The 19,016-nt window shown below is 63.8% G+C and carries 22 protein-coding genes; 15 read left to right on the top strand and 7 right to left on the bottom strand.

What is annotated here, in order from left to right; translation table 11 throughout:
• Nucleotides 1-3: 3 nt before the first annotated feature.
• Nucleotides 4-696: an OmpA family protein gene (locus tag K5H97_RS06330; protein WP_028690058.1), complete on the bottom strand. Its 693-nt coding sequence runs from the start codon at nt 694-696 to the stop codon at nt 4-6.
• 160 nt (nt 697-856) lie between these two features.
• Between K5H97_RS06330 and K5H97_RS06325 the strand changes: the two genes are divergently transcribed.
• The 6 genes from K5H97_RS06325 to K5H97_RS06300 all read left to right on the top strand — a co-directional run bounded on the left by K5H97_RS06325 (nt 857) and on the right by K5H97_RS06300 (nt 6,442).
• Nucleotides 857-1,351: a DUF6231 family protein gene (locus K5H97_RS06325; protein WP_028690059.1), complete on the top strand. Its 495-nt coding sequence runs from the start codon at nt 857-859 to the stop codon at nt 1,349-1,351.
• Between the two features lie 4 nt (nt 1,352-1,355).
• On the top strand, nt 1,356-1,832 hold the full coding sequence (locus K5H97_RS06320; protein ID WP_028690060.1) for a YchJ family protein: 477 nt from the start codon (nt 1,356-1,358) through the stop codon (nt 1,830-1,832).
• A 2-nt stretch (nt 1,833-1,834) separates the two neighbouring features.
• Entirely contained in the window at nt 1,835-2,311 is a 477-nt protein-coding gene (locus K5H97_RS06315; protein WP_028690061.1) for an LEA type 2 family protein, read from the top strand.
• Between the two features lie 7 nt (nt 2,312-2,318).
• Nucleotides 2,319-2,522 (top strand): SEC-C metal-binding domain-containing protein, encoded by a 204-nt coding sequence (locus K5H97_RS06310; protein ID WP_028690062.1) that lies wholly within the window; start codon nt 2,319-2,321, stop codon nt 2,520-2,522.
• A 193-nt stretch (nt 2,523-2,715) separates the two neighbouring features.
• Complete coding sequence (locus K5H97_RS06305; protein ID WP_028690063.1) at nt 2,716-5,151, top strand: penicillin acylase family protein; 2,436 nt, start codon at nt 2,716-2,718, stop codon at nt 5,149-5,151.
• Between the two features lie 175 nt (nt 5,152-5,326).
• Nucleotides 5,327-6,442 carry a succinylglutamate desuccinylase/aspartoacylase family protein gene (locus K5H97_RS06300; protein WP_028690064.1) on the top strand — a complete coding sequence of 372 codons (1,116 nt, stop codon included), beginning with the start codon at nt 5,327-5,329 and terminating at the stop codon, nt 6,440-6,442.
• 6 nt (nt 6,443-6,448) lie between these two features.
• On the opposite strand, the gene K5H97_RS06295 is transcribed toward K5H97_RS06300, so the two are convergent.
• Entirely contained in the window at nt 6,449-6,691 is a 243-nt protein-coding gene (locus K5H97_RS06295; protein WP_028690065.1) for a hypothetical protein, read from the bottom strand.
• Between the two features lie 93 nt (nt 6,692-6,784).
• Complete coding sequence (gene dcd, locus K5H97_RS06290; RefSeq protein WP_003258001.1) at nt 6,785-7,351, bottom strand: dCTP deaminase; 567 nt, start codon at nt 7,349-7,351, stop codon at nt 6,785-6,787.
• Nucleotides 7,352-7,680: 329 nt separating this feature from the next.
• Here dcd and K5H97_RS06285 point away from each other — a divergent pair, with 329 nt between their 5' ends.
• On the top strand, nt 7,681-7,890 hold the full coding sequence (locus K5H97_RS06285) for a cold-shock protein (protein ID WP_003254922.1): 210 nt from the start codon (nt 7,681-7,683) through the stop codon (nt 7,888-7,890).
• A 132-nt stretch (nt 7,891-8,022) separates the two neighbouring features.
• Here K5H97_RS06285 and apbC read toward each other — a convergent pair whose 3' ends face one another.
• Nucleotides 8,023-9,117 carry an iron-sulfur cluster carrier protein ApbC gene (apbC, locus tag K5H97_RS06280; protein ID WP_028690066.1) on the bottom strand — a complete coding sequence of 365 codons (1,095 nt, stop codon included), beginning with the start codon at nt 9,115-9,117 and terminating at the stop codon, nt 8,023-8,025.
• Nucleotides 9,118-9,275: 158 nt separating this feature from the next.
• On the opposite strand from apbC, the gene metG reads away from it, so the two are divergent.
• The 7 genes from metG (at nt 9,276) to K5H97_RS06245 (ending at nt 15,059) form a co-directional block, all read left to right on the top strand.
• The gene (gene metG, locus K5H97_RS06275) at nt 9,276-11,318 is read left to right on the top strand and encodes a methionine--tRNA ligase (RefSeq protein ID WP_028690067.1); all 2,043 of its coding nucleotides are present in this window, start codon (nt 9,276-9,278) and stop codon (nt 11,316-11,318) included.
• An 89-nt stretch (nt 11,319-11,407) separates the two neighbouring features.
• Nucleotides 11,408-11,956, top strand: a complete 549-nt coding sequence (locus tag K5H97_RS06270) for an Rnf-Nqr domain containing protein (protein ID WP_028690068.1) — start codon at nt 11,408-11,410, stop codon at nt 11,954-11,956.
• A 78-nt stretch (nt 11,957-12,034) separates the two neighbouring features.
• Nucleotides 12,035-13,006 carry an RnfABCDGE type electron transport complex subunit D gene (locus K5H97_RS06265; protein WP_028690069.1) on the top strand — a complete coding sequence of 324 codons (972 nt, stop codon included), beginning with the start codon at nt 12,035-12,037 and terminating at the stop codon, nt 13,004-13,006.
• The gene (locus K5H97_RS06260; protein ID WP_028690070.1) at nt 13,003-13,614 is read left to right on the top strand and encodes an RnfABCDGE type electron transport complex subunit G; all 612 of its coding nucleotides are present in this window, start codon (nt 13,003-13,005) and stop codon (nt 13,612-13,614) included. Before K5H97_RS06265 ends, K5H97_RS06260 begins: the two co-directional genes overlap by 4 nt.
• Nucleotides 13,611-14,135, top strand: coding sequence for an Rnf-Nqr domain containing protein (locus tag K5H97_RS06255; protein WP_028690071.1), 525 nt, complete (start codon nt 13,611-13,613; stop codon nt 14,133-14,135). Before K5H97_RS06260 ends, K5H97_RS06255 begins: the two co-directional genes overlap by 4 nt.
• Before the next feature lie 4 nt (nt 14,136-14,139).
• Nucleotides 14,140-14,778 (top strand): endonuclease III, encoded by a 639-nt coding sequence (gene nth, locus K5H97_RS06250; protein ID WP_028690072.1) that lies wholly within the window; start codon nt 14,140-14,142, stop codon nt 14,776-14,778.
• Between the two features lie 104 nt (nt 14,779-14,882).
• Nucleotides 14,883-15,059 (top strand): PA3496 family putative envelope integrity protein, encoded by a 177-nt coding sequence (locus K5H97_RS06245; protein ID WP_028690073.1) that lies wholly within the window; start codon nt 14,883-14,885, stop codon nt 15,057-15,059.
• 42 nt (nt 15,060-15,101) lie between these two features.
• Here K5H97_RS06245 and K5H97_RS06240 read toward each other — a convergent pair whose 3' ends face one another.
• Nucleotides 15,102-15,728 (bottom strand): response regulator transcription factor, encoded by a 627-nt coding sequence (locus K5H97_RS06240; protein ID WP_028690074.1) that lies wholly within the window; start codon nt 15,726-15,728, stop codon nt 15,102-15,104.
• Nucleotides 15,729-16,099: 371 nt separating this feature from the next.
• On the opposite strand from K5H97_RS06240, the gene K5H97_RS06235 reads away from it, so the two are divergent.
• Nucleotides 16,100-16,555 carry a hypothetical protein gene (locus K5H97_RS06235; protein ID WP_028690075.1) on the top strand — a complete coding sequence of 152 codons (456 nt, stop codon included), beginning with the start codon at nt 16,100-16,102 and terminating at the stop codon, nt 16,553-16,555.
• A 43-nt stretch (nt 16,556-16,598) separates the two neighbouring features.
• Here K5H97_RS06235 and K5H97_RS06230 read toward each other — a convergent pair whose 3' ends face one another.
• Together K5H97_RS06230 and K5H97_RS06225 are read right to left on the bottom strand one after the other, a co-directional pair.
• Nucleotides 16,599-17,816, bottom strand: a complete 1,218-nt coding sequence (locus K5H97_RS06230; RefSeq protein WP_028690076.1) for an argininosuccinate synthase — start codon at nt 17,814-17,816, stop codon at nt 16,599-16,601.
• 128 nt (nt 17,817-17,944) lie between these two features.
• Nucleotides 17,945-18,934 (bottom strand): flagellar protein MotY, encoded by a 990-nt coding sequence (locus K5H97_RS06225; protein WP_028690077.1) that lies wholly within the window; start codon nt 18,932-18,934, stop codon nt 17,945-17,947.
• Nucleotides 18,935-19,016 lie beyond the last annotated feature (82 nt).

Genomic DNA, 19,016 nt, shown 5'->3' with positions numbered 1-19,016 from the left:
CACTCAACGCTGGATTTTGATTTCGGTGCGCCGGTTCATCGCCCGGCCATCGGCCGTGGCATTGTCAGCGACCGGCTGGGTCTCACCCGCGCCCCCCACCGAAATGAAACTGGCTCGCGGCACGCCGCTTTCGACCAAGTAGTTGGTCACCGACTGGGCACGACGCTCGGAAAGCTTCTGGTTGTAGCTATCGGAGCCGACGCTGTCGGTGTGACCTGTCACGCTCAGACGAGCGCTCGGCGCTTCCTGCTTCAGGCGACTGGCCACTTTATCCAGGCGTTCTTTGTCTTTGAGAGTCAGGCTTGCCGAGTTGAACTCGAAGTGAACGTCACGAATGACGATGACCTCTTCCTTCTGCACCACCACTTCCTCGACCACCGGCGCCGGCTCAGGCGGGCAACCGTTGGCATCGACCTGCACGCCACGCGGAGTACCAGGGCACTTGTCGCGGCTGTCCGGCACACCATCGCCGTCTTCGTCGCCATCGCCGTGGGCCCAGCAATAGCCGGCCGCCAGGCCACCACCGAGCAATGCGCCCCAGCCAGCCCAGCTGGAGCTCTCGATCGCGCCCAGGGCCGCGCCGCCCACGCCCCCGACGGCAGCGCACTTCGGCCAGTCGGTTTTCTGCAAACCTGCACAACCAGTCAACACACTGGTGAGCAGAACCAGGGGTATCGCTGTGCGTACTATGCTCATCTTGTTGCTTCTCCTAGGGGGAATCGGTGCATTACCGATGCTCTGGGAGTAAAGACCGGCGATTACCGCTCTGCCAGCAATAAGCCCCGACGTAGCGACGCGCCTCTTTGCCCGATCGCTTAGGACCGCTAGTCTTGAGCGACCTGAACGAGGAATGGCAATGACCGAGGTTTTTTCACAACGCACGCCGCAGCAGGCCTTGGCCGCCCTGCTCGATCGCTTCACCCCGCGCCAGTTGCTGCTGGTGGGCAGTCGCTTCCCGGCTCTGGAAGCCTTCGCTGCCGCCCATCCCGAGACCCGGATCGAGGTCGCCGCACCCGGTCCGCTCCCCGCCGAACAGGCAGCCCGACGCTTCGACCTGGCGGTACTGGTCGACTGTCTGGAGCACCTGCCCAAGCGCACCGGCCTGGAGCTGCTGGGCGGCATCCGCAACCTCAACGCCAGCCGCGTCGCGGTGCTGGCGGATCTGAACGCCTGCGGCTGGCAGGACACCGACTTCTATTCGCTGGCACTCTCGGCCAGCGAGAAGTTCCAGCGCGACGAACAGGTGTTGAGCCTGTTCACCTATGATCTGCATGACTACAAGCAGGTCCCGGACTGGCTCAATGCAAAGTTCTGGGCCAACCCTGAAAACTTCGGCAAGTACTGGTGGTGACTGGATGAGTGTCTCGATCTGCCCCTGCGGCAGCGGCAACCTGCTCGACGCCTGCTGTGGGCACTATCACAGCGGCACCCCGGCACCGGACGCCCAGACCCTGATGCGTTCGCGCTACAGCGCCTACGTGCTGGGCCTGATCGACTACCTGGTGAACACCACCCTGCCGGCCCAGCAGGCCGAGCTGGATCGCGCCGCCATGGCGGCCTGGAGCGCGCAGAGCACCTGGCTGGGGCTGGAGGTGGAAAGCGCCGAGGTACTGGGTGGGCAACCCGAACACGCCTTCGTCACCTTCACGGCACGCTGGCACGACCTGGAAGGCGACCACCAGCACCGCGAGCGCTCGGCATTCGTCCAGCATGCAGGACGCTGGTACTTCATCGACCCGACCGTGGCACTCAAGGCCGGTCGCAACGATCCCTGCCCCTGCGCCAGCGGGCAGAAATTCAAGAAATGCTGCGCCAGTTACCTCGGTAGTTGAACATGCGCCCCCTGGCCCGCCTGCTCACACTCTGCCTGTTGCTGGGCTGGCTGACGGGCTGCGCCGGCTGGGGCGGCGACACCTGGCGTGAGCCACAGCTGCACCTGCTCGAGGTGGAGCCGGTGAAGATGCGTCTGCATCAGCAGGAGTTCGTCCTGCACCTGCGGGTCGACAACCCCAACGAAAGCCGCCTGTTCATCCGCCATCTGACCTATTCGGTGCGCCTGGGCGACCTGCTCCTGGCCGAGGACGAGGCCAGCCTGTGGCGCAGCGTCGGCGGCCAGGCCCGGCGCACCTTCAAGATCACCGTGCGCACCAACCTCTGGCAGCACCTCAAGCCCCTGGCGAAGCTGCTCAAGCGTGGGCAACCCCTGCAATACCAACTGCGCGGCGAGCTGGCCACCGGGCTGATCCTCCATCGGGACCTGCACTTGTCGCAAAGGGGTGAGATAATCCCCGGCGATCTACAACCGGAGTAACCCCGCAATGACCCAGCAACCCCATGTCCATGGCCCCGACTGCAATCACGGTCACGACCATCACCACGCCCACGACCATGGCCATGTACACGGCCCGCACTGCAACCACGGCCACCAGGAGCCGGTGCGCAACGCCCTGAAGGACGTCGGCCGCAACGACCCTTGCCCGTGCGGCAGCGAGAAGAAATTCAAGAAGTGCCACGGCGCCTGATCGACGTCAAATCAGGCCATCGCAGGTCAAGCCCGCTCCCCGGCAAATCGTCGTGGGAGCGGGCTTGGCCCGCGATCCGCACATACCAGCACGACCACTGGTAAATAAAGCTCCCCGGCACCTTGCACGGCGACTGCGCGCTCACTACCTTAGCGCCTTTCAGAACCCCGCCACGCCCTGCAGGAGCCTAGTCATGGCCGCCCCCGTCCTTCCGCCCTTCCCTCTCCGCCTCGGCAGTGCTGCCGCGTTGCTAGGCCTGCTCGCACTCGGCGGCTGCCAGATGGGTGGTCACCAGGACAGTGTGCTGCCGACGACGGGCGTCCAACCGCTCAAGGGCCTGGCGCAGAACGTCTCGGTTCGGCGCAACGCGATGGGCGCGCCGCTGATCGAAAGCAGCAGCTTCCATGACGCGCTGTTCAGCCTGGGCTACCTGCACGCCGGGGATCGCATCGAGCAGATGGTCGCCATGCGCCTGCTGGCCCAGGGGCGCTTGGCCGAGCTGGCCGGGGCCGATGCCCTGGAGATTGATCGCCTGATGCGCGCCGCCAACCTCAAGCAGAGCGCCGGCCAGCTGTATGCCGATGCCTCGCCGCGCCTGAAGCGCTTCTTCGAGGTGTACGCCCGCGGGGTCAACGCCTACCTGTTCCGCTACCGCGACAAGCTGCCGGGCGAGCTCGCCCGCAGCGGCTACCGCCCGGAATACTGGAAGCCCGAGGACTCGGCACTGATCTTCAACCTCTACGCCTTCAGCCAGTCGGTGAACCTGCAGGAGGAATTGTCGGCCCTGACCCTGGCGCAGAAGGTCGGTGCCGACAAACTCGCTTGGCTGCTGCCCGGCGCCCCCGACGAGCCACTGGCCGAGGGCGAGCTCGACAAACTCAAGGGCGTGAACCTGACCAGCCAACTGCCAGGGCTCGGCGCACTCACCGCCGCCGGCCAGCAACTGGCCGACCTCGGCCTGCTGGGCGCCCCCGGCTCGGCCAATTTGGCCCTGACGCCCCAGCGCAGCCGCAGCGGCAATAGCCTGCTGGCCAGCGACAGCCGCGCCGCCTGGGCACTGAGCCCGGTGCAGATCCATACCACCAAGTACCGGGTCGCCGGCCTGTCGCTGCCAGGCCTGCCGATCGTGCTGGCCGGCTACAACGGCAAGCTGGCCTGGAGCAGCAGCGCGGTGATGGCCGACAACCAGGACCTGTTCCTCGAGCAGGTACGCCGCCAGGGCAGCCAGCTGAGCTACCTCGCTGACGGCAAGTGGCAGCAGGCCCGCGCACGCAATGAAACCTTCTTCGTCCGCGGCCAGCGCCCGCAGCGCGAGGTCATGTACGACACCCGCCATGGCACCCTGCTGCCAGGCCATGGCAGCCTGGCCCTGGCCCTGCACCTACCGCAGCTCAAGGAGGATCGCAGCCTCGACGCGCTGTTCGACCTGACCCGCGCGCAGAACATCGAGCGCGCCTTCGACAGCACCCGCGAGGTCGCTGCGGCGGCGTTGAACTTCGTGTTCGCCGAGCCCCAGCACATCGGCTGGCAGGTCAGTGGCCGCTACCCCAACCGCCGCGAAGGCCAGGGCCTGCTGCCCTCGCCGGGCTGGGACGGGCGTTATGATTGGGACGGCTACGCCGACCCGATGCTGCACCCCTACGACCAGGATCCGCCCGCCGGCTTCATCGGTCACGCCAACCAGCGCAGCCTGCCCAAGGGCTATGGCATGCAGCTGTCGAGCAGTTGGTACTACCCCGAGCGTGCCGAGCGCATGGCCCAGCTGGCCGGCAACGGTCGTCACGACAGCCGCAGCCTGATGGCCCTGCAGAACGACCAGGTGACGCTGCTGGCCGACAAGCTCAAGCAGATGTTCGACGCGCCCGGCATGGCCCAGCCGCTCAAGCAGGCCATCGATGCCCTGCCCGCCGGGCAGCGCGACAAGGCCCGCGATGCCCTGGCCCGGCTCAAGGCCTTCGATGGCCGGCTGAGCCCGGTGTCGGCCGATGCCGCGCTGTATGAACTGTTCCTGCAGGCGGTCACCCGGCGGACCTTCCTCGACGAACTGGGCCCGGAATCCAGCCCGGCCTGGCAGGCCTTCGTCGGCAATGCCCAGCTCTCCTACTCCGCCCAGGTCGATCACCTGCTGGGGCGCGAGGACAGCCCGTTCTGGGATGATCGCGGCACGCCGCAGAAGGAAGACAAGCCGACCATTCTCGCCCGCAGCCTGGCCGCCGCGGTGGATGCCGGCACCGCTCAGCTAGGCGCGGATCGCCGTGCCTGGCAATGGGGCAAGCTGCACCATTACCGTTGGCCGGCACCGACCTATCACGGACTGGGCGACAAGCTCGACCGCGCGCCCCTGGCGGCGGGAGGCGACTTCAGCACCCTGGCCCTGACGCCTTATGCCTTGGGGAGCGGCTTCGACACTCAGTTGCCGGCCTCGGCGCGCATGATCGTCGACTTCGGCCAGGCCGAACCGCTGCAGGTACTGACCAGCAACGGCCAGTCCGGCAACCCGGCCAGCCGCCACTACAGCGACGGGCTCGATGCCTGGTTCAAAGGCCGTTTCAGCAGCCTGCCGCTGCAACCACAGAACTTTGCCCGGGCCTATGGCAGCCAGCGGTTGACCCTGGTGCCTGGCAAGTAGCTCATTTGGCAGTCCGAGATCAAGCGTCGCGCTGGCGGCGCTCGATCTCATGGCCGATACCGAGTCATCGCCTGGCTCCCTTGCGCCCCGCGATCCGAATAGTGCGCCACTCCCGAAGTTATGCTTCTATCCTTGATCCCAGCCTTCGCCCTAAAACGCTGATATCAGGACCACCATGCACCAATCGACCCACGACCTGCTCTCCCCTGTCCCGGGTATCGCCCGCCAGCTGCACAGCTTCCACTTCGGCCCGCGTGGCGCCGGCAAGGTGTACATCCAGGCCTCGCTGCACGCCGACGAGCTACCGGGCATGCTGGTGGCCTGGCACCTGAAGCAGCGACTCGGGGAAGTGGAGCAGCAGGGCCGCTTGCGCAAGGAGATCATCCTCGTACCGGTGGCCAACCCGGTGGGCCTGGAACAGGTGCTGCTGGACGCGCCGCTGGGCCGTTTCGAACTGCAAAGCGGTGAAAACTTCAACCGCAAGTTCGTCGACTTGTCCGACAGCATCGGTGACCAGATCGAAGGCCATCTCACCCAGGATCCGGCGCACAACCTGGCGCTGATTCGCGAATACCTGCGCCGGGGCCTGGATGCCCACCCCGCGAACACGCCGCTGCAGTCGCAGCGCCTGACCCTGCAACGCCTGGCCTGCGACGCCGACATGGTCCTCGACCTGCACTGCGACTTCGAGGCGGTCGAGCATCTGTATACCACGCCGGAAGCCTGGCCCCAGGTCGAGCCGCTGGCCCGCTACCTAGGCGTGCAGGCCAGCCTGCTGGCCACCGACTCGGGTGGACAGTCGTTCGATGAGTGTTTCAGCCTGGTGTGGTGGCAGCTGCAGCAGCGCTTCGCCAAACGCTTCCCGATCCCCCAGGGCAGTTTCTCGGTGACCATCGAGCTGCGCGGCCAGGCCGATGTCAGCCACCCCCTGGCGACCCGGGACTGCCAGGCGATCCTCGACTTCCTTACCCATGCCGGGATCATCGAGGGCCAGCCGGCCCCGCTGCCCGCATTGGTTCACCCGGCGACGCCGCTGGCGGCCGTGGAGCCGGTCATGACACCGCTTGGCGGGCTGCTGGTGTTCCACGCCGCGCCCGGCCAGTACCTGCAAGCCGGAGAGCTGATAGCCGAGGTCATCGACCCGCTCAACGACCGGGTCACCCCTCTGCGCAATACCCAGGCCGGCCTGCTCTACGCGCGCAGCATCAGGCGCATGGCCACGGCGGGCATGGTGGTTGCCCATGTGGCCGGCGCACAGGTTTGCCGCAGCGGCTATCTGCTGGGCAACTGAGACAAATCAGGCCACTGGGGCGGGAGGCGGCTCATCGGGCAGGGTCGGCTCGCCCGGCTCCCTCGGTGGGTGCTCACCTGGTTCCGGCGGCTGCGGTGTGTCGGGATCGGGCTGGTGCGGCACGCCACCGGCCTGCATCGGCAGTGGTGTGTGGATCGGCGGATGGGCCATCAGCGACCAGGCCAGCAATCCGATCTGGTTCGGCTGCAGGACGGCCAGCTTGGCACTGATTGCGGGGTCGATTTTCATAGGCGGCTCCTGACGAGGCCCGGCGCACGGCATGCGCGCCAGGACTTCTCGTTGGAGTGCCGGGCGCGGAAACAATTCCCGCGCTTTGTCGGCTCAGGTGCGCGGCAGGGTGACGCCGCGCTGGCCCTGGTACTTGCCACCACGGTCCTTGTACGACACTTCACATTCCTCGTCGGACTGCAGGAACAGCATCTGCGCCACGCCTTCGTTGGCGTAGATCTTCGCCGGCAGCGTGGTGGTGTTGGAGAACTCCAGGGTCACATGGCCTTCCCACTCGGGCTCAAGCGGCGTGACGTTGACGATGATGCCGCAACGGGCGTAGGTGCTTTTGCCCAGGCAGATGGTCAGCACGTCGCGCGGAATGCGGAAATACTCGACGGTGCGGGCCAGGGCGAAGGAGTTCGGCGGAATGATGCACACGTCACTCTTGATGTCGACGAAACTGCCGGCATCGAAGTTCTTCGGATCGACGGTGGCCGAGTTGATGTTGGTGAAGACTTTGAATTCGTCGGCGCAGCGTACGTCGTAGCCATAGCTGGAGACACCGAAGGAAATGACCCGGCTGTCCTGCTCGCCGCGCACCTGGCGCTCGACGAACGGTTCGATCATGCCGTGTTCCTGCGCCATGCGGCGAATCCACTTGTCCGATTTGATGCTCATGGCGGGGGTGTCCTGAAGAGTGCGGGGTAAAAAACGAGAGGTGCATCTTACCGGTCCCAACGCCCAGGTTAAAGTTTCCTCGCCCTATCCCGCGCCGGACGGGGCCTGTACAGGCCGCCGATCCGAATTTCATCAAAGCGCTTCTTGGCCATTGGCAGGTTGTGGAAAGTGGGTTAAGGTGGCGCCACTGTGCTGCACGTGACACCGAGAATCTCTAGTTTGATGCACGATCCTGATCGGCCCATCGCTGAATTTTCTGCTCTCTTTGCGCTCAGTCCCGGTCAGGGTGTTTCCTGACCGTTATCAACTTTGTCCAAGGAGACAGAAAAATGTCCAACCGTCAATCCGGTGTTGTCAAGTGGTTCAACGATGAGAAGGGCTACGGCTTCATCACCCCTCAGTCGGGCGACGACCTGTTCGTGCACTTCAAAGCCATCCAAGCTGACGGCTTCAAAACCCTGAAAGAAGGCCAGGCTGTTACTTTCGTCGCTACCCGCGGCCAGAAAGGCATGCAGGCTGAAGAAGTTCAGATCGCCTAAGTCGATCTCGCTTCTTCGCTTTCAAAAAAAACCCGCCATTGGCGGGTTTTTTTGTGCCTGTTCAAAAGCTATCCGCCGGCCCTTGTAGGAGCGGCCTTGTGTCGCGAAAGGGCCGCTCCTACAGGTGACGCGTCAGTCTTCGCTGATGGTAATGCTCGGCATCGCCGGCGCCGCCGCTTCCTGCAGCACGATCCGCGCCCCCACCTGCCGCGCCAGCTCCTGGTAGACCATGGCGATCTGGCTTTCCGGCTCGGCGATGGCGGTCGGCTTGCCGCTGTCGGCCTGTTCGCGGATCAGCATCGACAGCGGCAGCGACGCCAGCAGGTCGACGCCGTACTGCACGGCCAGCTTCTCGCCACCACCTTCACCGAACAGGTGCTCGGCATGGCCGCAGTTGGAGCAGATATGCACGGCCATGTTCTCGACCACGCCCAACACCGGGATGTTGACTTTGCGGAACATCTCCACGCCTTTCTTCGCATCCAGCAACGCCAGGTCCTGGGGCGTGGTGACGATCACCGAGCCTGCCACCGGCACCTTCTGCGCCAGGGTCAGCTGGATGTCGCCGGTGCCCGGCGGCATGTCGATCACCAAGTAGTCGAGGTCGTCCCAGGCGGTCTGGGTCACCAGTTGCAGCAATGCCCCGGAGACCATCGGGCCACGCCAGACCATCGGCGTGTTGTCGTCGGTGAGAAACGCCATGGACATGACCTCGACGCCATGGGCCTTGATCGGCACGAACCACTTCTGATCGCGCACCTGCGGACGGGTGCCCTCGGCGATGCCGAACATCACCCCCTGGCTCGGGCCATAGATGTCGGCATCAAGAATACCCACTCGGGCGCCCTCGCGGGCCAGGGCCAGGGCCAGGTTGGCGGCGGTGGTCGACTTGCCGACCCCGCCCTTGCCCGAGGCCACGGCGATGATGTTCTTCACGTTGGCCATGGCCGGCACCTGGGCCTGAGCCTTGTGGGTGGCAATCACGCAGTCGATGCTCACGCTCGCCGAGGCAACGCCATCGAGGTTGCCGATCGCGGTCTGCAGCACCTGCGCCCAGCCGCCCTTGAACAGGCCGGCGGCATACCCCAACTGCAACTGCACGCTGACCTGCCCGCCCTGGATGTCGATGGCGCGCACGCAACCGGCGCTGACCGGGTCCTGGTTCAGGTAGGGGTCGGTGTACTGGCGAAGCACGCCTTCGACGGCGGCACGGGTGACGGCACTCATGGAGGCTCCCATTGGCAAACTGGATACGGAACAGGCGCCTATGCTAACCCGTCAATCGTCAGCAGATGCGTCCTTGGGGTGAAATAAATTCGCCAGCCCTTTATAGTGGCCGATCACCCTCATTTTTACCCCGTAGCCAGATAAGTAGCCGAGCCACCATGTCCGAGCCACGTCAGATTCTCGTCACCAGCGCCCTGCCCTATGCCAATGGATCGATCCACCTTGGCCATATGCTGGAGTACATCCAGACGGACATGTGGGTGCGCTTCCAGAAGCTGCGCGGCAACCAGTGCATCTATGTCTGCGCCGACGACGCCCACGGTTCGGCCATCATGCTGCGCGCGGAAAAGGAAGGCATCACCCCGGAGCAGCTGATCGCCAACGTCCAGGCCGAGCACAGCGCCGACTTCGCCGACTTCCTGGTCGACTTCGACAACTACCACTCCACGCACAGCGAGGAGAACCGTGAGCTGTCGAGCCTGATCTACACCCGTCTGCGCGACGCCGGGCATATCGCCAACCGTTCGGTCACCCAGTATTTCGACCCCGAGAAGGGCATGTTCCTCGCCGACCGTTTCATCAAGGGCACCTGCCCCAAGTGCGCGGCCGAGGACCAGTACGGCGACAACTGCGAGAAATGCGGCGCCACCTACGCCCCCACCGAACTGAAGAACCCCAAGTCGGCGATCTCCGGCGCCACCCCGGTGCTGCGCGACTCGCAGCACTTCTTCTTCAAGCTGCCGGACTTCCAGGCCATGCTGCAGCAGTGGACCCGCAGCGGCACCCTGCAGGACGCGGTGGCCAACAAGCTCGCCGAATGGCTGGACTCGGGCCTGCAGGAATGGGACATCTCCCGTGACGCGCCGTACTTCGGATTCGAGATCCCGGGCGAACCGGGCAAGTACTTCTACGTTTGGCTGGACGCGCCGATCGGCTACATGGCCAGCTTCAAGAACCTCTGCGCCCGCCGCCCGGAGCTGGACTTCGACGCGTTCTGGAACGAAGGCTCCAAGGCCGAGCTGTACCACTTCATCGGCAAGGACATCGTCAACTTCCACGCGCTTTTCTGGCCGGCGATGCTCGAAGGCGCGGGCCTGCGCAAGCCGACCGCGGTCAACGTGCACGGCTACCTGACCGTCAACGGCGCAAAAATGTCGAAATCGCGCGGCACCTTCATCAAGGCGCGCACCTACCTCGACCACCTGCAGCCGGAATACCTGCGCTACTACTACGCCGCCAAGCTGGGTCGCGGCGTCGATGACCTCGACCTGAACCTCGAGGATTTCGTGCAGAAGGTCAATTCCGACCTGGTCGGCAAGGTGGTCAACATCGCCAGCCGCTGCGCCGGCTTCATCCACAAGGGCAACGATGGCGTGATGGTTGCCGGCGATGCCGCGCCCGAACTGACCGAGGCCTTCCTCGCCGCCGCGCCGTCGATCGCCGAGGCCTACGAGGCCCGCGACTTCGGCCGCGCCATGCGCGAAATCATGGCCCTGGCCGACCGCGCCAACGCCTGGATCGCCGACAAGGCGCCCTGGTCGCTGGCCAAGCAGGAGGGCAAGCAGGACGAGGTGCAGGCCATCTGCGCCCAGGGCGTCAACCTGTTCCGCCAGCTGGTAATCTTCCTCAAGCCGGTGCTGCCGCTGCTGGCAGCGGATGCCGAGGCGTTCCTCAACGTCGCCCCGCTGACCTGGGACGACCACCTGTCGCGCCTGGAAAACCATCAGCTCAACCCGTTCAAGGCCCTGATGAGCCGCATCGAGCCGGCCAAGGTCGAGGCCATGGTCGCCGCCAGCAAGGAAGACCTGCTGGCTGCCGAAGCCAAGGCCGCCCCGACGGGCAATGGCGAGCTGGTCAAGGACCCGCTGTCGGCCGAGATCGAATTCGACACCTTCGCCGCGGTCGACCTGCGCGTGGCGCTGATCGTCAAGGCCGAAGCCGTGCCCGGTGCCGACAAGCTGCTGCAGCTGACCCTGGACATCGGCGACGAGCGTCGCAACGTGTTCTCGGGCATCAAATCGGCCTACCCGGAACCTTCCCTGCTGGAAGGCCGCCTGACCATGATGGTGGCCAACCTCAAGCCGCGCAAAATGCGTTTCGGCGTTTCCGAGGGCATGGTCATGGCCGCCGGCCCCGGTGGTGAAGAAATCTACCTGCTCAGCCCTGACAGCGGCGCCAAGCCAGGCCAGCGCATCAAGTAAGCCCTCCTGCCCCGGCCAAATGGCCGGGGCAGTTGCATCTGCCGCCCGCTGTCCGATAATGACGGCACCCTCCCGCTTTCGGCATCGCCATGAGTGACTACGTCCTGATCCTGGTCAGCGCCGCGCTGGTCAATCACCTGGTCCTGCAGGCCGAGCCGATCGAGCGTGCGCGCCTGCATGCATTGGGCCTGTGTTCGGCCCTGATGATCCTCGTTACGCTGCCTGTCGGCGCCTGGCTGCACCGGCAATTTCTCGCACCCATGGAGTTGCAGAACCTGCAATTGTTCATTTTCCTGCCCTTGCTGACGGCACTGGCCTGGACACTGCCAAACCTGCTCCGACGCTTTCGGCCAAGCTGGCCCATGCACGGCCTGCAACCCTTGCTGAGCGCAAACGCCGTGGTGCTAGGCTTGCTGTTACAGCTTGCCAACGACGATGCAGACGGATGGAGAGTGCTGGTGTGGGCTGTCATCAGTGCACTGGGATTCTGGCTGGCCCTCATGCTGTATGCCGACCTTGACGCCCGCTGCCACCATGGGGAAATACCCGCAGCCCTGCGCGGCTTGCCTGTGAAGCTGATCGGCAGCGGCGTGATGGCCATGGCGCTTTCGGGATTCAACGGACTCTTCACCCAATGATCCTGCCCCTACGCATCAATGTCTTGCCCCCGGCAATTGAAGCCACTGCTGCGCAACACCTCAAGGAAGCGCAAAACCATGACGACCACTGATCCGCGCCTGCGCAGCACCATGCAACGGGTACTGCTAGCCTGCGCCCCTGGTCTGCTGGTGCTGTTCGGGTTGCATGGCTGGGGCGTGCTGATCAATCTGCTGTTGAGCGCTTGCACGGCGCTGGTCACCGAAGCGCTGCTGCTGCGCTGGCGGAGAATGCCGGTCGCCTGCGCCGCTGGCGACGGCAGCGCGCTAGTCACCGCCACGCTGCTGGCGGCTGCCTTACCCAGCCAGGCGCCCTGGTGGCTGCCGGTGACGGCGGCTTGCGTCGCCATCGGCCTGGGGAAACAGGCTTTCGGTGGCGTCGGGCGCAACCTGTTCAACCCCGCCATGGTCGGCTATGGGTTCGTCCTGCTGAGTTTCCCACTGCAGATGAACCACTGGCCAGGTCAGGCACCTGGGCTCGTGGAAAGCCTGAGCCTGAGCTTCGGGGCCAGTGAAAGGATCGACGCCTGGGCCAGCCCCACGGTGCTTGATGTCTTGCGCCACAACCGTAGCCTGACCATCGACGAACTGTTCGCCAGTCACCCGGCGTTCGGCCATCTGGGTGGGCGTGGCACCGAGTGGGTCAATCTCGCCTTCCTGCTCGGCGGGGTGTTCCTGCTGCAGCGCAAGGTCTTCGGCTGGCAGGCCCCCGTCGGCCTGCTCGGCGCCTTGTTCCTGTCCAGCCTGCTGGGCTGGAATGGCTCCGGCTCCGACTCCCACGGCTCGCCACTGCTGCACCTGCTGTCCGGTTCGACCATGCTCGCCGCCTTCTTCATCGCCACCGAACCGGTGTCCGGCTGCAAGCAACCGCAGGCCCGCCTGCTGTTCGGTATAGGCACCGGCCTGCTGATCTACCTGATCCGCACTTGGGGCAGCTTCGCCGATGGCACGGCGTTCGCCGTCCTGCTGATGAACCTCGTCGCGCCCATCCTTGACCGCTGGGTGGAACGCCGCCAGCAGGCCTGCCCATGATCGCCCGCAAACGCAGTACCGCAGTGCTGCTACTGGTGGCAGGACTGGCAATTGCCGCGACACTGGCCTGGCAGCGCTTCACCGCCGGACCGATTGCCGTGGCCTCCCGCCAGTGGCAGGAACAGCAGTGGCTCAAGGTGCTGCCACCGGGCAGCTACGACAACCGGCCATTGCAAACGCCCGTGGCACTCACGGACACTAAACTGAGCCATAGCCATCTGCTGGCCGGCTACCGCGCCAACTTGGCGGGAGCCACCAGCGCTGTTCTGCTTCACAGCAGCGTCCAAGGCTATGGCGGTGCCATCGAGTTGGTGATCGCCATCAGCCCTGCGGGCCGTCTGGTGGGCGTGCGTGTACTCAAACAGCAGGAAAGCCCTGGTTTGGGCGATCAACTGGTCGATCCGGCGCGCCATTGGCTGGACCAGTTTCTCGGTCAGACACTGCGCGATACACCCGAACAGGCCTGGGCGCTCAAGCGTGACCAGGGTGCGTTCGACCAACTAGCCGGGGCGACAGTGACTTCGCGGGCAGTCATCGAGGCGATCCAGGATACGCTGCGCTACTTCGACCAACATCGCCCCGCGTTGCTCGGTGAGACACCCCCATGAAGCGTTGCTGGCCCGTGCCAATCAGCCTGGTGCCATTGCTCGGCGCGACCGGCACTGTCGTCCAGGCGTTGGCGATAAGCCTTTGCACAGTGTTGCTGGTAGGCCTGCACCAGGTATTGATGATCCCGCTGCGCAGGCACCTGGACCATGGCCCCCGCCTGTGGGCAAGTACTGTACTTGCCGCCGCCTTGGCGACCTGCCTGCACCTCGGCCTGCAAGCCTGGGCGATGCCCCTGGCCCAGCAACTTGCCCTCTACCCGCTGCTGTTGGCCCTGCCCTGCCTGGCCAGTGAGCAACTGCCAGCACAACCTGGCCGATATCGCCAGTTGGGGCTAGGACTGCTCGGTGTCCTCGCAACCGGCCTGGCCCTGGGCATCTGCCGCCAACTGCTGAGCGATGCTCTCGGCCTACACCTCGCCGCACTGGCTCCTGGCGCCTTGATACTGCTCGGCCTGCTGCTGGGCCTGTACAATCACTTGCGTCCATCGAACACCGCCTCACGCCGTCAAGGAACCCGCTGACCCCATGAATGCCGCCAAACGCCTGGAGATCTTTCGCAGGCTGCATGAAGACAATCCCGAGCCCAAGACCGAACTGGCCTATTCCACCCCCTTCGAACTGCTGATAGCGGTAATCCTCTCGGCCCAGTCGACGGATGTCGGCGTCAACAAGGCCACCGCTCGCCTGTTCCCGGCCGCAAACACCCCACAAGCGATCCACGCCTTGGGCATCGAAGGCCTGAGCGAGTACATCAAGACCATCGGCCTGTACAACAGCAAGGCCAAGAACGTCATCGAAACCTGCCGCCTGCTGATCGAACAGCACGCCGGCGAAGTCCCGCAGACCCGCGAAGCCCTCGAAGCCCTGCCAGGCGTTGGCCGCAAGACCGCCAATGTGGTGCTCAACACTGCCTTTCGCCAATTCACCATGGCCGTCGACACGCATATCTTCCGGGTCAGCAACCGCACGGGCATCGCGCCGGGTAAAACCGTGCTGGAGGTGGAGAAGAAGTTGCTCAAGTTCGTCCCCAGGGACTATCTGCTCGATGCCCATCACTGGTTGATCCTGCATGGCCGCTATGTCTGTCAGGCCCGAAAACCGCGCTGCGGCAGTTGCCGGATCGAAGACCTGTGCGAATACAAGCAGAAGACTTCTGACGATTGAGGCGATAGCTCATACTTGCTCGAGGCGATTGAAAAAATCTTTTTTACCCATTCTGCGATTCCCGTTATAAGGACGGCCAATGGCCCCTTGGCTTGGAGTGACGCATGAGCACCGATAAAGAAGACTTGGCAATCGACGACGATTTTCAGAGTGCGGACGACGATGTGGAGCCGCAGGCCGAACCGGCCAAGACCAACCTGAGCAAACGCCGCACCATTGACAACATGCTTGAGGAACGACGCCTGCAAAAGCAACTGGCCGACTTCGACTACGACCTGTAGTAAACGCAAAAGCCTCCCGAGCGGAGGCTTTTTCAATGAGGCTCAGGCCAGCCCGTGGCGCTGGGCGAGTTCGATCAGGTCCACCAGCGAGCGGGCATTGAGCTTGAGCAACAGTCGCGTCTTGTAGGTGCTGACTGTTTTGTTGCTGAGAAACATGCTGTCGGCGATCTCCTTGTTGCTCTTGCCCCGGGCAAGCTGCTGCAGCACCATCATCTCCCGCCCGGAAAGCCGCTCGACCATCTCCATCTCCGTGGCGCCACTCACACCCGATCTCCCCTTGTGCAACGCCTGGTTGGGGAAGTAACTGTAACCGGACAGCACGGCCTTGATCGCGCTGAGCAGTTCGGTCAGTTCCTGTTGCTTGCACACATAACCCGCCGCCCCTGCCTGCATGCAGCGCATCGAGAAATGCCCTGGCGCCTGAGACGTCAACACCAACACCTTGGTCCCCGGACTTGCCAGGGTCATTCGGGCAATCACTTCAAGCCCATCCAGTTTGGGGATCCCGATATCCAGAATGACAATGTCCGGCAGATATTCCCGCGTCAGTTGCAAGGCATCCACACCATTGTCGCTCTCCGCCACCACCTCGTAGCCATGCCGCTCCATCAGCATGCGTACGGCCAGGCGAATGACCGGGTGATCATCCACGATCAGCACTTTATTCATGCGATTCCCATTGATACGTTGTTTTTAGTTCGATAGACCACCACACCCGAGCATAACGATTATTTATGCAGCGGTTTCCCTGGCAGATTCACCGAAAGAAGTGGACTACTGTTATTAGAGATTCTTCCTACAAACAGCTAATTAACAAAATGTAATACATGCATGTCCATCGCAACGAGTCAGAAAGTAACAGTCGCCAAAATTGGATCCAAGTGTCGCCGGGTGACACATTTCGCGGGAAAATTCGACTATACAGGTTGGATAAAGGCCTGCCCTACGAACCACGCCATTACTGGGTAGGGAAACAAGCCACGCTTAACAGGCTGGGGAAAACGGGCTACAGATGAGCAAAGCATGGCCAGGCACTCATCATGAACCGCGACCCCATCAGCCCGTTGACTCTTATCGCTGTCTTTGCCGGTGTGATTGAGGGATCCGCCTTGGCCTCACTACCATTCCTCAGTGACGACAGCCAGACTGTCTACACTTGGTTCCTGGTAGGTTTTCCGTTCTTCCTCACCGTGCTGTTCTTTCTCACACTCAACTTCAATAGCGGTTCACTCTTTGCCCCGGACAGGCGTGCCTGTACTTCGGATAAAACAATGCCCCCCTCTGCGGCAAGGGACAAAGGGGCAATGATCATCGCCATCTCCGGTACCGACAGCCGGAAGATTATCGAAAACCATGTGCTGCGGATGGTCGAGCGTCCACACGGACGACAGCGGCGCTGGATCCTGTACAACCTCGATACGCGAACCTGCATCCACCTGTCGGTATCGCCGATGCAGGAAGGCGAGGTCGCGCCGCCCGCTGAATCCCGGGCATGAAAAAACCCGGCCAAGGCCGGGTTTTTTCTGATACACCATAGGCTTACAGCAGCGAACGACCCTTGTTGGCCGCGATGCGCATGCGCAGTGCATTGAGCTTGATGAAGCCCGCGGCGTCGGCCTGATTGTAGGCGCCGCCGTCTTCCTCGAAGGTCGCGATATTGGCATCGAACAGCGAATCGTCCGACTTGCGGCCGACGACCGTGACGTTGCCCTTGTACAGCTTCAGGCGTACGACGCCGTTCACGTTGACCTGGGAGGCGTCGATCATCTGCTGCAGCATCAGACGCTCCGGGCTCCACCAGTAGCCGGTGTAGATCAGGCTGGCGTACTTGGGCATCAGCTCATCCTTCAGGTGAGCGACTTCGCGGTCCAGCGTGATCGACTCGATGGCGCGGTGGGCCTTGAGCATGATGGTGCCGCCCGGGGTCTCGTAGCAGCCGCGCGACTTCATGCCGACGTAGCGGTTCTCGACGATGTCCAGGCGACCGATGCCGTTGGCGCCGCCGATGCGGTTGAGGTCGGCCAGCACGGTGGCCGGGGTCTTCTCGACGCCGTCGATGGCAACGATGTCACCGTTGCGGTAGGTCAGCTCGAGGTAGGTGGCCTGGTCAGGGGCATTCTCCGGCGAGACGCTCCAGCGCCACATGTCTTCCTCATGCTCGGTCCAGGTATCTTCCAGGACACCGCCTTCGTAGGAGATGTGCAACAGGTTGGCGTCCATCGAGTACGGCGATTTCTTCTTGCCGTGGCGCTCGATCGGGATGCCGTGCTTCTCGGCATAGTCCATCAGCTTCTCGCGGGACAGCAGGTCCCACTCGCGCCACGGGGCAATGACCTTGACGCCTGGCTTGAGCGCATAGGCACCCAGCTCGAAGCGCACCTGGTCGTTACCCTTGCCGGTGGCACCGTGGGAAATGGCGTCGGCGCCGGTTTCGTTGGCGATCTCGATCAGGCGCTTGGCGATCAGCGGACGGGCGATGGAGGTACCCAGCAGGTACTCGCCTTCGTAGACGGTGTTGGCGCGGAACATCGGGAAGACGAAGTCACGCACGAACTCTTCGCGCAGATCGTCGATGTAGATTTCTTTCACGCCCATCGCCTGGGCCTTGGCGCGGGCCGGCTCGACCTCCTCGCCCTGGCCGAGGTCAGCGGTGAAGGTCACCACTTCACAGTTGTAGGTGTCCTGCAGCCACTTGAGAATCACCGAAGTATCAAGGCCGCCGGAATACGCCAATACGACCTTTTTTACGTCCGCCATGCCATCACTCCACGGGGTTGTACGGAAAGCCGTTGATTCTACCGGCCTTGCCGAAATATTTACAATGGGGCGACAGCTTGTGACGACAAAGCGACAGGAATTGTCGAGAGCGCGACCCGTGGTCGCTCTCAGGATTTCGCCGAAGCGGACGGCGTGGCAGCAGCCGCAGGCGTTGGCGCAGGCGTTGGCGCAGGTGTGGTAGACGCGGGTGTCGGGGTCGACGGCGGCACCGGCGCTGCCGGTTTCTCCACCGGCTTCTCGACCGGCGTCACGCGCTCGAGCTGGATGTTCACCCGGCGGTTGCGCGCGCGGTTGGCGGCACTGTTGTTCTTGGCCAGCGGGTAGCGCTCACCATGGAAACGCACGGTGATCTGTTCTTCCGGCACACCATGGGCCTTGAGGTACTCGGCCACCGCCAGCGCCCGTCGACGCGAGGTGTCGCGGTTGGTCAGACGATTGCCGCTGTTGTCGGAGTGACCATTGAGTTCGATGTGATTGACCGTCGGATCGGCCTTCAGGTAGTCCAGCAGCACATCCAAGCGCGCGCGCGCCGAGCTGTCCAGCTCGATCCCGCCCCCCGGGAAGCCGACCTGGGTCTGGCGGATCTGGTCGTAGTTCATCGGCAGCAGCTTGGCGGCGCACAGCTGGTAGTCGCTGTAGGCCTTGGCGAAACTGACCGGCATCACATGCACTTCCATCGGCCGGCCACCTTCGCCGCGGTAGTTGCGCACCACGGTGCTGCGTCCATCGAGCAGGCCGTTGATCAAACGGCTGGCCTGGCCCTGACTGGAGGTGAACAACACCCCGGTACGGGCCATATGCACCGCACCAAGGTTGATGTCGCCGCGCCCGGGCTGCCAGGGCGCGGCGGCGGCCAGCAAGGTGGCGGAGCCGGCGCCCAGGATATTGCTGTCCGAACGCAGCTGGAAGGTTGGCTGCTCGCCGGCGCGGCGCACGAACTCGCCGCTGCCGAAACCGTCGATCGGCTGGATCAGGCGACATTCGAACTGGTCACCCTCAACTTTCCAGGCGACGTTCTCCACGCGGGTCTGGAAGGTCATTGCCCCGGCCGGCAAGCTGGCAACGAGGGTGAACAGGGCTAGGTAACGCTGGCGCACGGTCGGCTCCACAGATTCTGGCGGCTTACCTGAACGCTATCGGTCGCCCGTCGGAAAACTTGATAGCCGTGCTCGAACAGGG

This window comes from Pseudomonas mosselii (assembly GCF_019823065.1).
GTDB lineage: Bacteria > Pseudomonadota > Gammaproteobacteria > Pseudomonadales > Pseudomonadaceae > Aquipseudomonas > Aquipseudomonas mosselii.
This window is presented reverse-complemented; position numbering and strand designations above follow the sequence as displayed.